Below are 14,790 nucleotides of genomic sequence, written 5' to 3' on the forward strand. Positions count from 1 at the left end.
TTATTTCCCTGCTCTGACAAAACCACCGAGACCGATGCTTTCCATCTTCTCGGCAATCATTTTGCGAATTTGATCGGGGTTACGTGCCTGCAAAGCTTTAGCCAGCATCACGTTTAACGTGCTGGAACGCACATTACGCAGTATCCAGCGCACCCGGTCGACGTTATAACTGTTCATACTGAGCTGTCGATAACCCATAGCCACCAGCAGTAAAGCACCGCCCGGATCACCGGCTAACTCGCCACAGACACTAACGGGCTTACCAATTTCTTCGCAGCGCCGGGCGATTTCATCCAGGCTGGCTAATACTGCCGGGTGGTAGGCGTCATAAAGGCTGGCAACGCGGCGGTTATTCCTGTCCACCGCCAGCAAATACTGTGTCAGGTCATTACTGCCGACCGAGAAAAAGTCGACTTTGCTGGCCATCGCCGGCAACTGATAAATAGCGGCGGGCACTTCTATCATCACGCCCAGCTGCGGCTGAAACAGGTTAACACCCACTTCACAGCCCTGCTCTTCGGCTACCTCAAAGTACGCTTGTTTGATAAGCCGTGACGCTTCGTCAACTTCGCTGGTGCTAGTTATCATGGGCAGCAAAATACGCAAATTGCTTTTGCCAATACTGGCTCGCAACATAGCGCGAATTTGAATCAGGAAAATTTCCGGATGGTCCAGAGTTAACCTTATACCGCGCCACCCCAGAAATGGGTTGTCTTCTTTTAACGGAAAATAGGGTAGCGGCTTGTCTCCGCCAACATCGAGCGTACGCATAACCACTGGCTGATCAGGAAACTGATCCAGCACTTCCTGATACATTTCCGTTTGTTCGTCTTCTGTGGGCAATTGGTCGCGCATCATGAAAGGTATTTCTGAGCGATACAGACCCACGCCATCGATGTTCAGCGTTTTCAGGTAGTCGTGAGTAACATCCAGCCCAAGGTTCAGGTGCAGGCTTATGCGCTGACCATCCTGCGTTTCTGCAGGCAAATGACTATGCTCAGTAACAATGTCACGCAGTTCTTGTTCTTCTTCGGCTAACTGATGAAACTGAGTTAATACTTGCGCTGGCGGGTCCACATAAATTTCGCCAGTGTAGCCATCCACTGCCAGCAAGCGGTCGGAGAAGAAGTGCAGCTCGATGTCGTCGACACCCAGCACCGCCGGAATGTTCATGCTGCGCGCCATAATAGCAGCATGCGAGTTACTCGAACCATTTAATGAAATGATACCGGCAATTTGCTCTCGCGGCAGCTCGGCCAACATTGAAGCAGTGACTTCGTCCGCTATCAAAATGAAGTTGTCCGGCAAGGGCTTGCGTTTACGCTGACGGTTTTGTAAGTGCAACAGCACCCGCTGACCTATGTCACGCACATCGGTGGCGCGTTCTTGCAGATAAGAGTCTTCTAATGCCTCAAACTGAGCAACAAACTGCTCGACCACGTATTTTAATGCGGTTTGCGCGCGCCAGCCTTCTTTAATCATGTTTTCGACGGCGTCGCCCATACTGGCCGCGTCCAGCATGCCCTGGTACACATCGAAAATTGCCAGCGTATCATCCGGCACCTGCCCCGCCATGCGCCTGGACAGTTCTTTTAAGTCGGCTCGGGTACGTGCAACCGCCTGACGGAACTTGCGAATTTCGTGAATGGGTTTGTCGGAACGTCGTGGAGTCACTTCATCTATACGCGCTTCTGGTCGCGACACATAAGCCTCACCCACGGCCACACCGGGCGAACCGGGCAAGCCCCTTAAGCTGTGTATCCAGGGGGAGTGTTCACTAACCAGCAAACCTTTGGCATCGGCATGCGCTATAACTGCCGCCAACTGCGCTGCCAAAGTAACAATAAAAGCTTCTTCTTCACGACTAAAACTGCGCGCCACACTTTGATGCACCACCACTATACCCAGCACTTTGCGGCGGTGGATAATAGGAGCGGCTAGTAAGCCCTTATAAATATTCTCGTTGGTGTCGCTGAGTTTTTTGTTGGCGGGATGCATACTGGCATCGGCAATGTTTAGCGGCTCTTCTCGTTGTGCCGCTAAACTGATAATACCTTCGCCAAAGTCGACCCGGACGGGTTTTCCGTCTTCGGCACGCAAGCCGTCACTGGCCGCCATAACAAACTGACGCTGGTCGTTGTCGGCCAAAAATACACTGCAACTGTCGGTTTCTAAGGCTTCGCGCACCTGACTCACCATGGTAGTTAATGCCATGTTGAAATCAGGCGCTTTATTGACGCCCTGGACTATCCTTTGCAATGTAACCAACATCATATTTAACGTTTACGCCTGTGCTGACGCCCTCCCGAAGCTCGAAATGGCATCGCCTGCGTGGCAAACTCTTTCATCACCCGACGATATACATCGCGCTTGAAGGATACGACCTGCCGCACCGGGTACCAATAACTGACCCAGCGCCAGCCATCAAATTCAGGGTGGCCTGAATGTAAAACATCTACGTCTTCTTCACGACATTTTAGCCGTAACAAAAACCACTTTTGCTTTTGTCCAACACACATGGGCCGCTGTTCACGTCGAATTAAGCGCTTTGGCAAGCGATAACGCAACCACTGTCGGCTGGTGTACAGAATTTCAACCTGCTCCGGCTTTAACCCGACCTCTTCGTAGAGTTCGCGGTACATTGCCTGCTCAGGGGTCTCGCCTTCGTGAATTCCTCCTTGCGGAAATTGCCAGCTTTGCTGGTTAATTCGACGAGCCCAAAATACCTGCCCATGCCCGTTACAGATGACGATTCCTACGTTTGCCCGGAACCCTTCTGCATCTATCACGCGAGCATCCTCAATTATTCTCTGTTACAGTGGATTCTTCCATAAAGCCCGGTTGCGGGCAAATGCTGATTCACTATTTACGAAGATTTAAGTCATGACCGACAAGCCACAACGCCCTCAGTCCATTGATGAATTGTTTCAGCGCGCGGCGGCTTTAGCTGGCCGTACATTTGCTGACCTGGCTGCTGAAACCGGGTTGCAGGTACCCAAAGATTTACGCCGCGACAAAGGCTGGGTGGGACAACTACTGGAGCTGCAACTGGGCGCCACTGCGGGCTCCAAGCCCACGCAGGACTTCCCTGAGCTGGGTGTTGAACTCAAAACGCTACCGGTAACGCCCGACGGTGAACCGCTGGAAACCACTTTTGTCTGTACCGCTCCTTTAGTAAATATTCAGGGAGTCCAATGGACCACTTCTAACGTACGAAATAAATTACAACAGGTGTTGTGGCTACCCATTGACGGCCGCCGCGAAGTGCCTTTAGCCGAGCGGGTAGTTGGCAGTGCGTTTTTGTGGGTGCCTAGCGAACAGGAGGAAGCCTTGCTGCGCAACGACTGGGAAGAACACATGGATCGTATTGCTTTGGGCCAGGTTGAGAGTATTACCGCACGTCAGGGGGAAGCCATGCAAATTCGCCCCAAAGCCGCAGACGGTTCGGCGCTGACCGAGGCCATTGGCCCGGAAGGTACTATAATTGAAGTGCGCCCACGGGGCTTTTATCTTAAGAAGGATTTCACCCGGCAGATATTGCAGCGGATGTTTATGTAATCCGAGGCATCATCGGTTGTACACAGGAGAAACTATGCAATTTAATGTCAGTCCTCAGGCTAAGCGCAATGCATTAACCTTTTGTGGGTTGGCGGTATTGTTGTTTGCGCTACTGGTTTTCCTTCATCTGGTGCGAGACGATATTCCGGTGGGTGTTACTGTGGTGCTCGGCGCAACGTCCGGCATATTCTTGCTGTTAGGCATTGGTAAAGTGATAGAGCCTCCGGTTTCACTGGTGATCACCGAAGACGGCATTCGTTATTTGCACCGCCGTGGACAATGGCAGATTCGCTGGGAAAATATTATCCGTTACGACGTTCCCCGAGTGAACCGGGTGCTGGAGCTTGAAGACGCCCCCTTTCTGGGGTTCCGGTTGTATCAGGTTGAAGAAGTGCTGGATGATATTTCGCCCCGGCTTGCTTCTGCCTTATTGTTCGAACAACGTCAGTTGCTGACTATGGCGTTGCGGCATCAGGCACCGGAGCGCGAGGATTATACACCTTATTTTGATATTCCGGACAGTTACATTAGCCCTAATGGCACTGTTTATAAGGGGCTAATTGGTGTGTTTGGTAAGCGCATGGAACAAATGCGGGAATTACTTGGTTACGACCTTTACGTAAGTTCCAATGCGCTGGACCGCGACATTTACGATTTTAAAGCCCATTTGCAGAAGTTACAGGCATCGCGTAAGTAGCCTGACGTTTACGTCAGGAGCGATATATCACCTGACATAAATGTCAGGTTACAGGGCGCACAGAACCAGGATCTCACCTGACATAAATGTCAGGTTACGGGAAATTAATGTCCTGGAAGGCTTCCAGCATGGGTTTTTGGAAGAAGTAGCCTTGCATTAGGGTAATGCCACTGTCGCGCAGGTATTTGTACTCGTCTTCGGTTTCAATGCCCTCGGCTATTAGCTGGATACCCAGCTCTTCTGAAATTTGCTGAATGGAACGAACCAGTGTTTGCTTCACTTTATTGTGATTAATGTCCCGAATCAGCTTCATATCAATTTTCAGGATGTCCGGCTGAAAGTCAGCCAATAAATTCAAACCGGCGTAACCGGCACCAAAGTCATCGATGGCGGTTCTGAACCCCTCTTTACGATAAGCTTCAAACACTTCCACCAGAAACTCCTGGCTCACAACCTGTTCCTGCTCAGTCACCTCAAAAATAATTTTATTCCGGTCAAACCCGGTTTTGCGGGCTGTCGATAAAGTGGTTGCCAGGCAGGTTTCCGGTTCGTAAATGGCGTTAGGCATAAAGTTAATGCTCAAACTGCCCGGTAATTGAATACGAGAAGCTGTCTCTATTGCCTTAACCCGACAGGTTTGATCAAAAGTGTACTTGTTGTCTTCAGTCACTTGCCCCAATATTCGTCCGGCACCCTCGCCGTTTTCTCCGCGAACCAGAGCCTCGTGTGCGAATACGCTTTTCCTGGAAATATCGACAATGGGCTGAAAGGCCATTTTAATGCCAAACCCCAAAGGTTTTCGACAATCACAAGATGGGCAAACAGACATGAGCTATCCTTAAGTTGAGTCTTATTACTTATTTTATCAAAAGTAGCAGTTTTCGTTGCTTACGTAAAAAGCTATCACACCTGACATGAATGTCAGGCTACATAAATAAAAATTGCGTTTTACCAAAAATACTGTATTAAGCATTCAAGATTTACAACAAGGTAGCACAATGACAACAATTGGCTGGCAAGAGTGGGGAGCACTTCCTGAACTCAATATTAATCTGATTCATATGAAAGTCGATACTGGCGCCAAAACTTCGTGTTTACACGCGTTCAAACTTGAACCTTTTGAACGCGACAGCCAGGAATGGTTGCGTATTTTTATGCACCCGGAGCAAGGCTCTTTGCGCGAACAAGTGTGCGAAGCCCCGGTATTTGATAAACGTGAAGTAACCGACTCCGGCGGTCATACTGAAACCCGTTATGTGATCCGAACCCGATTACAACTGGGTAAGTTTGACCAGGCGGTCGAACTGACATTAACTAATAGAGACACCATGAAGTTCCGTATGTTATTGGGTCGACAAGCCATGCGCGGAAACTTTATCGTAGATCCACAAGCCTCTCACTTATTAGGAGAAGAGCAATGAGAATTGCGATTTTATCGCGTAACGCCTCACTTTATTCAACTCGCCGCTTAGTGGAAGCCGCTGAAGAGCGTGGACACGAAGTTGACGTGCTTAACCCGCTAAGATGTTACATGAACATTAATGCGCGTGAATCATCCATCCATAAGCACGGCAAGGAACTGCCCCACTACGACTGCGTTATTCCGCGTATTGGAGCGTCAGTGACCTTTTATGGCACCGCTGTTTTGCGCCAGTTTGAAATGATAGGCAGCTATCCGTTAAATGAGTCGGTTGCCATTTCCCGTAGCCGCGACAAGTTGCGATCGCTGCAATTGCTGTCGCGAAAAGGCATAGGCCTGCCGACAACTGGTTTTGCCAGTCAGCCACAGGACATTCCTGACCTCATTGACATGGTTGGCGGCGCGCCGCTGGTTATTAAATTGCTGGAAGGTACTCAGGGCATTGGTGTGGTGTTAGCCGAAACCCGTCAGGCCGCTGAAAGTGTTATTGAAGCCTTTATGGGTCTGCACTCCAACTTTATGGTGCAGGAATATATTAAAGAAGCTGGTGGTGCGGACATTCGCTGTTTGGTTATTGGCGACAAAGTCATTGCAGCAATGAAGCGCCAGGCAAAAGCCGGTGAGTTTCGTTCAAATTTGCACCGTGGCGGCAGCGCGTCGTTAGTTAAACTAACACCGGCTGAGCGCGCAACGGCGGTTAAAGCCGCTAAAACCATGGGGCTTAACGTAGCGGGTGTGGATATCTTACGCTCTAACCATGGCCCATTAGTTATGGAAGTGAACTCGTCACCCGGGCTTGAAGGTATTGAACAGGCAACCGAGAAAGACGTTGCGTCGCAAATTATTACCTTTCTTGAGAAAAACGCCAAAGCGCATAAAACCCGTACCAAAGGGCAAGGATAAAATGAACGGTTTTGAACTGGCTGGACAATGGGTAGAGCCGGGATCGCATCAGCATATAACTCTGCCCGCGTTGCGTTTATATAACGACGCACCGCTGGACTTACGCATAGATGTGTTTCATGGCACAAAGCCCGGACCGGTATTGCTGGTTTGCGCGGCTATTCATGGTGATGAGCTGAACGGCATTGAAGTTTGCCGACGCTTAATTAATACCACCGACGCCCGCACGCTCAGCGGCACTTTAGTTGTGGTGCCTATTGTTAACTTATTTGGGTTTATTCAGCAGTCTCGCTATTTGCCTGACCGGCGTGATTTAAACCGTTGCTTTCCGGGCTCGGAACGCGGTGCTCTGGGAAGTCGTATGGCGTATTTGTTCAGTGAAGAGCTGGTCAAAAAGTCGACCCACATTGTGGACTTGCACACGGGAGCTATTCACCGCAGTAACCTGCCGCAAATTCGGGTAGACGTTGAAAACGAAAAAGCACTGGCCATGGCGAAGGTTTTCAGCACGCCGGTTATTCTGCACTCTAAAGAGCGCGACGGTTCCTTGCGGGCTTTAGCCAATGAGCTCGGTATTCCTCTCATTTTATATGAGGCAGGTGAAGGACTGCGCTTTGATGAGGCCTCGATAAGTGCCGGCGTTATTGGCGTACAGAATGTAATGAAGCACTTAAAAATGATGAAAGGCCGCCGTCGTGGTCGTCGTATTACACCTGTCATTGCCCGTCGTTCCACCTGGGTTCGGGCAGAACGCGACGGCCTTATTATTCCCAAAGTTGAGCTAGGACAAACCATTCAGAAACAACAAGTATTAGCCTTAAGCGTTAACCCGCATGGTGGCGAAGGCGATGCGGTTGAATCTCCGGTACGCGGCATTATTATAGGCTGCAGTAATATTCCGGTAGCTAATGAAGGCGAAGCCTTATTCAACGTTGCACAGTTTGATAAAGACGCCATGTCGGACGCTACCGAAAGCGTTGATTCTTTTACCGAGGTTTACGAGAACAAACCTTATGAGCAGTAATTCAGTACAGATTGATTTTAACCGCGGTCTGCGCCATTGTGATAACCAGCACAACCTCTACCGGGAAGTGCTGAACTGTTACCTGGAACAGTTTGCTCCTTTGCTGAATACAGAGGACTTATTAGAAGATGTTGAAGCGGCCCGCTTACAGTTACATACGTTAAAAAGTTTAAGTGCTACTATTGGCGCGACTGACTTGAGCCTTTTGGCTGCACAACTTTTCAAAAACTGGCAGCAGAAGACTTATGAGCAGCGCGCTGAAGCAATTACACAAGTTAACGTTGAATTAGCCGCAGTGAATGAAAAAATAGCAAGCTACTGTAATGAAGTTGTCCTGGACGATTAAAATTAATACAAAAAAGGGTAAACATTCGTTAAAATAGCCCGATAAAAATTATAACAACAATTAGAGTACAGGCGCCCTATGTCCAGTCCGGTCAGTTTCCGGGTTTCTGAAAGAGATGTGTACATCAGTATTGATGCCGGCACCCCTCCCTCAGAGGTCAAAGCAGATAAACTACAGCAAGCTTGGCAGGCTTCTAAGTTTTCGGCTGCAAAATTGCTTGATCCACAAATGCTGCTGCAAACCGCAACAAAGTATTCCCAGCATTACAGTAAAGACTCTAACAGCAGCATTCCCTTTCAAGTCGCTATTGCCGAGATTTTTGACGCTGATTTAAATTTGCAAGTAAGCGACGATGATATGAAAGTCACTGCCAGCGGTATTGTCGGTTATGGCGGCAAAGCCCTGACGCAGGAATCTATCATTGCCAAGCTGAAGGAAAAGAAAATCACCTCGGGCATTCAGCGCAAGGCTATTGACGCCTTGGTTGAACACACTAATGAAGCTCCACCCGGTGCTGAGCTATCGGTTACCGTGGCCAAGGGAAAATACCCTATCAATGGCAGCAATGCCAAATTTAAACCCCTGACAGATGATGCTCGAAAACGCGTGTTACGCCCTCAGTTGCGTGAAGACGGTACGGCGGACATGCGCGATTTAGGAGCCGAAGTCACGGTTGATCCAGACTCTCCGCTATTGCAGAAGATACCTCCGAGCAAAGGTCGTGTTGGTTTTACTGTTTTTGGACGGGAACTGGAAGCCCGGGACGGTGAAGATCGGGACTTTAAACCCGGAGAAGGGACACGCGTCAGCGATACCGATACCAATTTAATTGTTGCTGACCGAACCGGCATGCCTAGTTTTAACGAAAACAGCGTGCAAGTTGATGATGTTATGCAGCTAAACAACGTCGATGTATCAACTGGTCACGTTAAGTTTAAGGGCAGCGTGATTGTCACCGGCAATGTCAGTGAAGGAATGAAGGTAACTTGTACAGGCGACATTACGGTTGGCGGCTATGTCGATTCTGCCGAGCTATACGCCGATGGCAATATCACTGTGCGTAAAGGCTGTATTGGCCACCTGATTCATTCAGGTGACAATGCCGAGCACGACGAAGATGCCGACGAATGGATACCCGATGTGTCCACCAAGCTTGTTGCCGGTGGTTCCATCTGGTGTGCCTATGCTCAGTATTCCTACTTTGAAGCTCAAACCGGTGTGAATACGGACAAACAGTTAACCCATTGCCATGTCATAACCAAAGGACCGCTGGCCATTGGTGGTGAAGGCCGTAATGCCCGCGGCAAACTCATTGGTGGCACTATTGAAACCTGTGATCATGTCTATTGTGGACAGCTGGGCGCTCCGGCTGGCACTAAAACCCGTATTTACTGGTCGCTTCCGCCCGCTGACCCCCAGTCACTTCAGCACTTAAACAGTATGCGTGCGCTGCTGGCAAAAACTCTGGCCAGAGTAAAAGTGGTACAGCAGGGGTTAAACCGTTGCGACAAACTGGAAGATGGCGTGAAAAAACTCGAATACCAGAAAAAGCTAAAAATTGAGTTACGCAAACTTAAAGCTCGCATTGTTAATACCCGAACCAGCATAGATTCGATACTGGAAGCATTCGAAAACCACCCCGTTTTGCGCACTATGGTCAGCAAAGAAGTCTTCCCGGGTATTTTGTTTATCTTTAAAGAGAAAAGTCTGCGCATAAAAGAACATCGAAATGGTACAATGTTCTTACTTCAGGACAAAAAACTACGAGTAGACAGCTTGCTCTAAGCCGTTGAGTATCACTATGTCAGCTGCAATTTTATCTATGCTTGGACGTCAGTCCGGGCAACCCTGGGCTAATGGCTCATTATTGGTTATTCATCCCGGTGGTGGCGAATTATCTGCCTTACCTAATGCCTCGGCCTGGAGTTTTCACGCGGGTCACGCGGCTTATTGGAAAGCAGCCGGGCGCCCGGTTTTTTGCCAAATTCAACCTCCTAACCTTAGTCATTACGACGGTGTTTTATTTCTGGTAGCAAAGGAAAAAGAGCTGAATCAGTATTTACTGGAACAGTTAGCGTCGTTACCAACTGGCACTCCGGTATGGTTTGCCGGCGAAAAACGCTCTGGTATTCAACCTTTAATGAAACATTTGCCTGCCTGGTTACAGCCGCCGCAGAAACTGGCTTCGGCAAACCATTGCCTGCTTTTTGCCAGTGAACGCAATGAGCAGGTTCATCAAAGCGCCTCGGTTGAGGACTACGCCAAAAACATCACTTATGAATTAAACCAGCAACAAGAGTCTTTTGTTACTTTGCCTGGCGTATTCAGTCGTGAGCATATTGACCCGGCAACTTTGCTGTTACTGCAACATATTAAGGATCTACCCAAAGGCCGCGGTATGGATTTTGCCTGCGGTGCGGGAGTTATCGCTAAGCAGTTAGCTTCAGTGGCCACTGAACTTATGGCCTGTGATGTGAGTCCTATTGCCATTGCCGCCAGTGAGATAACACTGGCCAATGAACCAATAACACCCGAGTTGCGTTTAGCCGATGGCATACCGGAAAATGCCGGACAGTTTGATTTCATTGTCAGTAATCCCCCGTTTCACACCGGACAGAGAACCGACTATGAAATTGCACGGAAATTTATTAGCAATGCCCGGCAACACCTTAATAAACAAGGTGCTTTTAGAGTCGTTGCTAACCGTTTTCTGCCCTGGCCAGAGGTTATTGAATCGGTGTTTGGCAACTGCAGTGTTATAGCCGATAATGGCCGTTATCGTGTTTACCATGCAACTTGTCGATAAATAACCCGTTTTTTTGTTTAACTGATGCCTTTTTTGTTAACGCTTTGCTAACATTAGTAAACATATAATTTTTTCAGAGATTGAGCCGTAGACTGAATGCATACCATTTCACTGAAGCGCATACTGATTTATATCGTGTTGTTGGTCACCAGCTTCGCGCTTCTCGTCGGTTTTACGGTTAATATTGTGAGTCAGGTTGCACAATATCAGGAATCATTGCATGACCAGGCTTTGTCTTATTCCCGCATTGTGGCTGGCAACGCTGCCAGCAGCTTAGTTTTTAATGACAACGCTAACGAAAAACAACGCCTGAGTTCATTAGAGAACACCTCGTTTATTCAGCATGTTCATGTCTACAAAATGGATGAAACCAGTAACGAACTGACCTTTTTCTCGAGCTACAATAAAAAAGGCCTGCCCCCTATTCCGGCGCGGTTCGCTAAACTGGATAAACTGACAACACCGCAAACTAACGACAACTACATTGAAGTTTCTCAGCCCGTAGTACTTGACGATGAAGTCATTGGTTACGTGTATTTGCGTGGCTCACTGGAGCAGGCCCGCTTATTCATGTGGCGCTCAATTGGCATTGCCAGCGTGGTTTTCGTACTGACACTGCTACTTTGCTGGCTAATAACTTTGCGCTTGCGAAAGACTATTGTCACGCCATTAGACAGCGTAGTTGATGTGATTTCTCAGGTTGCCCGGGACAAAAACTATTCATTGCGCCTGGCGCCGTCAAAGCTGGTTGAATTCGATATGATGGCGCACGCATTTAACACCATGCTTGATCGTGTGCAGCAACACATTAGCCGGCAGCGCCGGGCCGAAGAAGAAGCCAGTCAGTTAAATACCGAGCTGGAACGTCAGGTTACTCAGCGTACCCAGGCACTAAAAGAATCCAACAGTGAGTTGCTTAAAACACTGGAACAATTGCACCAGTATCAGGGGCAACTGGTTGAATCGGAAAAAATGGCGTCACTGGGCGACATGGTGGCCGGTATTGCCCACGAGGTTAATACACCAATAGGTCTGTCAGTTACCGCTTCCACTTTGCTGCAGGACAAATTAACGATAATGCAGGAGAAATTCGACGAGAAGCGAATTTCAACCTCAGAGTTCGAGCGCTTTTTAAGTGATTGCGATGAAAACCTGCAAATTATTTACCGTAATTTGGGCCGGGCGGCGGATCTGGTTACCAGCTTCAAGCAGGTGGCAGTTGATCAGTCATCAGAAATTGACCGGGATATTCATATTCCGTCGTTCATGAACGATGTTCTTATTTCGGTTAAGCCCAGACGCCTGGATCCGGAGAAATTCCCTATCCGTATTTCATGCCCTGAAGGGCTGACTGTGCGCGCTAAAGCCGGACCGTTAAATCAGGTGCTTATTAACCTTATTGTCAATTCTATGATCCATGCTTTTGAAGGGTATAGCAGCGGACGAGTGGACATTAGCTTTACTATGGTAGGTGATGACAAGCTGGAAATGGTTTATACCGACAATGGTAAAGGTGTTCCCAGTGATATTAACCGTAAAATATTTGACCCTTTTGTGACCACCAAACGAGGTTCCGGCGGCAGCGGGCTGGGTCTGCATTTGGTCTACAATTTAGTGACTCAGGTACTGGGCGGAAACATTCACTTCTTTAGTGAAGAAAAGAACGGCGTGGAGTTTATTGTCCGTTTTCCTGTCACTTTGGTCAGCAATGCTTGAAAAATCTCAAACAAAAGTCATAATGTAACGTCATAACTTTTATAAATATAAGTTCAACACCGTACGCACAGCGACGAACTTTCCGGGAAAATCAACGCTTATGAATGCCAGAATACTGATTGTTGAAGACGAAGTTGTTACGCGCCAGACCCTCACACGTCTATTCCAACAAGAAGGCTACGAAGTTTTTGATGCTGCTGATGGCCTGCAAATGGAAAACATCATGCGTCAGGAACGTGTGGATGTCGTAATTATGGACGTCAATTTGCCAGGTAAAAATGGTCTGGAACTTGCGGAATCCTTACGTGAAAGCGACAACATTGGGTTAATTTTCTTAACCGGTCGTGACAGCGAAGATGACCGCCTGTTAGCACTGGAGTTAGGGGCTGATGACTACCTCATTAAACCTTATAACCCAAAAGAGCTGACAATTCGTGTACGCAACCTGTGTCGCCGTATTGAAGCATCACGCTCAGGCAGTCCGGTTGAAAACAACAGTGTTGAATTCCAGTTCCATGGCTGGCGTTTGAACAGCGACAGTCGCTGCCTGTACTCACCGGAAAACCAAATGTTCCGCTTGCCGAAAAGTGAGTATCGTGCGTTGGAGTTATTTTTATCTAACCCGGGCCGCATTCTTGACCGTGAAACTCTGGTTAAACGTATGCTGGATCGAGAACTGCGTCCGAATGACCGTACCGTTGACGTTGCCATTCGCCGAATTCGTCGGCATTTCGAGTCTCACCCGGAAACACCGAACTTAATAACCACCATCCATGGTGAAGGCTATCGCTTTATCGGCGAGGTTGATCAGCAAGCTCAGTGATGCTCAGCTAACCAGGCATCAATTTGGCGTCGGTGCGGAATAACCGCATCGGCCCATTCAATTAATAAACGCTCAGCTACCGGCCACTCCCACTCTTCTTTCTCAATCTTTTCCATCAGCTTAGATAACTCAGTTAAACCGACTGAACCGCAAGCACCTTTAACTTTATGCGCCTGTTTGCGTAGCTCGTCTTCATTACGGCTTTTAGCTGCCTGATGCAATAATTGCGCATAGCTTTGAATAATACCGTCAAAAGTCGCCAGCGTTGAATTCACGCCTTCAACGCCTAAGGTATCGACGTATTGCTGTAATAACTCGGTGTCTATCGCCGATTTTTCTGCCATCTTTTTATGCTCCATCAATCCAAAACCCTATCCTCGGCGTATTCCTGTTTTGAGTCAACCACTGTGCAGACAGAATCGATTAGGGCAATCGGTGTCACCTGGTGAAATTCTGCGATATAATGCCCACCTTTAGACTGAGCCTCATTGATCAAGATCAAACAGGCCGGACAATATTCACGACACTTGGAGTTCACAACGAATGCCAACAGTTATGCCCGACGTAGCCAACCAAACGCAGGCCCAGACAGAGGGAGCTCTCGATTGGGTTGGCATGAGCAATATTGAAGTTCCATTGATGGTAGCAGCAGCCGGCGTACCAGAACGCCCGGTAGCAGCTAAAGTGGAAGCTTTTGTCAATCTGAAAAACCCGAAAACCAAGGGTATTCACATGTCTCGCTTGTATTTGTTGCTGGACAAAATGTCGACCGAAGGTGAGCTCAGTCACGATACTTTAAAGCAGTTGCTGAATGACTTTATCGAAAGCCATAAAGACATCAGTGATCAGGCCTTTATTAAGTTTGATTTTGACTATCACCTGCGCCGCAAATCGCTGATTAGCAAAAAGCAGGGCTGGAAAGCGTACCCCGTCAGCTTAACCGGCCGCTACGATGCGGGTCAGTTAAAGCTGGAGTTGTCTGTCGATGTCCCTTATTCATCGACTTGCCCTTGCTCTGCGGCTTTAGCGCGCCAGTTAATTCAGGATGCCTTTAGCGAGAAATTTGCCGGTCAGGAACAGGTAGATGCCAGCATCATGCACGAGTGGCTGGGTTCCACCGAAGGTATTGTTGCAACACCGCACAGCCAACGTTCAGTTGCTGAGGTTAAAGTTGCCTTAAGCGACAGTGTTAATGACTTTCCCATTGTAGAACTCATTGACGCCATTGAAGGGGCTCTTAAAACACCAGTACAAGCCGCCGTTAAACGTGAAGACGAGCAAGAGTTTGCGCGTTTAAATGGACAGAACCTGATGTTCTGTGAGGACGCCTCGCGTCGCTTACAACATCAGTTAAACCAGATGTCGAACTTCCGTGATTTCTGGTTGCGGGTTAACCACTATGAGTCACTGCACGCGCACGACGCAGTGAGTGTCACGACCAAAGGTGTTCCCGGCGGTTACTCGGCGTAATTCGGGTTAAATTAATTCCATAAGCAG

At 48.4% G+C, this 14,790-nt stretch carries 15 protein-coding genes; 11 read left to right on the forward strand and 4 right to left on the reverse strand.

All coding sequences use genetic code 11. The features are described from left to right. Both ptsP and rppH read right to left on the reverse strand, forming a co-directional pair. Positions 1-2,271, reverse strand: coding sequence for a phosphoenolpyruvate--protein phosphotransferase (ptsP, locus tag DEU30_RS07640; protein ID WP_041291772.1), 2,271 nt, complete (start codon positions 2,269-2,271; stop codon positions 1-3). A gap of 5 nt (positions 2,272-2,276) precedes the next feature. After that, the gene (gene rppH / locus DEU30_RS07645) at positions 2,277-2,789 is read right to left on the reverse strand and encodes an RNA pyrophosphohydrolase (RefSeq protein WP_011233763.1); all 513 of its coding nucleotides are present in this window, start codon (positions 2,787-2,789) and stop codon (positions 2,277-2,279) included. 94 nt (positions 2,790-2,883) lie between these two features. On the opposite strand from rppH, the gene mutH reads away from it, so the two are divergent. Both mutH and DEU30_RS07655 read left to right on the forward strand, forming a co-directional pair. Continuing rightward, positions 2,884-3,558, forward strand: coding sequence for a DNA mismatch repair endonuclease MutH (gene mutH / locus DEU30_RS07650; protein ID WP_011233762.1), 675 nt, complete (start codon positions 2,884-2,886; stop codon positions 3,556-3,558). A 34-nt stretch (positions 3,559-3,592) separates the two neighbouring features. Next, on the forward strand, positions 3,593-4,255 hold the full coding sequence (locus DEU30_RS07655; protein WP_110013609.1) for a DUF2982 domain-containing protein: 663 nt from the start codon (positions 3,593-3,595) through the stop codon (positions 4,253-4,255). A gap of 94 nt (positions 4,256-4,349) precedes the next feature. Here DEU30_RS07655 and DEU30_RS07660 read toward each other — a convergent pair whose 3' ends face one another. Further along, positions 4,350-5,084 (reverse strand): EAL domain-containing protein, encoded by a 735-nt coding sequence (locus DEU30_RS07660; RefSeq protein WP_034818477.1) that lies wholly within the window; start codon positions 5,082-5,084, stop codon positions 4,350-4,352. A gap of 169 nt (positions 5,085-5,253) precedes the next feature. Between DEU30_RS07660 and DEU30_RS07665 the strand changes: the two genes are divergently transcribed. The 8 genes from DEU30_RS07665 to arcA all read left to right on the forward strand — a co-directional run bounded on the left by DEU30_RS07665 (position 5,254) and on the right by arcA (position 13,293). Continuing rightward, positions 5,254-5,676: a RimK/LysX family protein gene (locus DEU30_RS07665; protein ID WP_034818478.1), complete on the forward strand. Its 423-nt coding sequence runs from the start codon at positions 5,254-5,256 to the stop codon at positions 5,674-5,676. After that, positions 5,673-6,578: a 30S ribosomal protein S6--L-glutamate ligase gene (rimK, locus tag DEU30_RS07670; RefSeq protein WP_011233758.1), complete on the forward strand. Its 906-nt coding sequence runs from the start codon at positions 5,673-5,675 to the stop codon at positions 6,576-6,578. Before DEU30_RS07665 ends, rimK begins: the two co-directional genes overlap by 4 nt. A 1-nt stretch (position 6,579) precedes the next feature. Next, positions 6,580-7,602, forward strand: a complete 1,023-nt coding sequence (locus DEU30_RS07675) for a succinylglutamate desuccinylase/aspartoacylase family protein (RefSeq protein ID WP_034818479.1) — start codon at positions 6,580-6,582, stop codon at positions 7,600-7,602. Continuing rightward, a complete protein-coding gene (locus tag DEU30_RS07680) occupies positions 7,592-7,948 on the forward strand; it encodes an Hpt domain-containing protein (RefSeq protein ID WP_034818480.1) in 357 nt (118 codons plus the stop codon). The genes DEU30_RS07675 and DEU30_RS07680 overlap by 11 nt, the downstream gene beginning before the upstream one ends. A 78-nt stretch (positions 7,949-8,026) precedes the next feature. Beyond that, a complete protein-coding gene (locus tag DEU30_RS07685; RefSeq protein ID WP_034818481.1) occupies positions 8,027-9,733 on the forward strand; it encodes a FapA family protein in 1,707 nt (568 codons plus the stop codon). A gap of 16 nt (positions 9,734-9,749) precedes the next feature. Next, on the forward strand, positions 9,750-10,754 hold the full coding sequence (locus DEU30_RS07690; protein ID WP_034818482.1) for a class I SAM-dependent methyltransferase: 1,005 nt from the start codon (positions 9,750-9,752) through the stop codon (positions 10,752-10,754). Positions 10,755-10,850: 96 nt separating this feature from the next. Further along, positions 10,851-12,470 (forward strand): ATP-binding protein, encoded by a 1,620-nt coding sequence (locus DEU30_RS07695; protein WP_011233753.1) that lies wholly within the window; start codon positions 10,851-10,853, stop codon positions 12,468-12,470. A 100-nt stretch (positions 12,471-12,570) separates the two neighbouring features. Beyond that, the gene (arcA, locus tag DEU30_RS07700) at positions 12,571-13,293 is read left to right on the forward strand and encodes a two-component system response regulator ArcA (protein ID WP_034818483.1); all 723 of its coding nucleotides are present in this window, start codon (positions 12,571-12,573) and stop codon (positions 13,291-13,293) included. On the opposite strand, the gene DEU30_RS07705 is transcribed toward arcA, so the two are convergent. Next, complete coding sequence (locus DEU30_RS07705; RefSeq protein WP_034818550.1) at positions 13,287-13,637, reverse strand: Hpt domain-containing protein; 351 nt, start codon at positions 13,635-13,637, stop codon at positions 13,287-13,289. The genes arcA and DEU30_RS07705 overlap by 7 nt on opposite strands. A gap of 199 nt (positions 13,638-13,836) precedes the next feature. Between DEU30_RS07705 and folE2 the strand changes: the two genes are divergently transcribed. After that, positions 13,837-14,763, forward strand: a complete 927-nt coding sequence (gene folE2, locus DEU30_RS07710) for a GTP cyclohydrolase FolE2 (protein WP_011233750.1) — start codon at positions 13,837-13,839, stop codon at positions 14,761-14,763. The last annotated feature ends 27 nt before the right edge of the window (positions 14,764-14,790 follow it).

Origin of the sequence: Idiomarina sp. 017G, assembly GCF_004362265.1 — a bacterium.
Taxonomy (GTDB): Bacteria; Pseudomonadota; Gammaproteobacteria; order Enterobacterales; family Alteromonadaceae; genus Idiomarina; species Idiomarina loihiensis.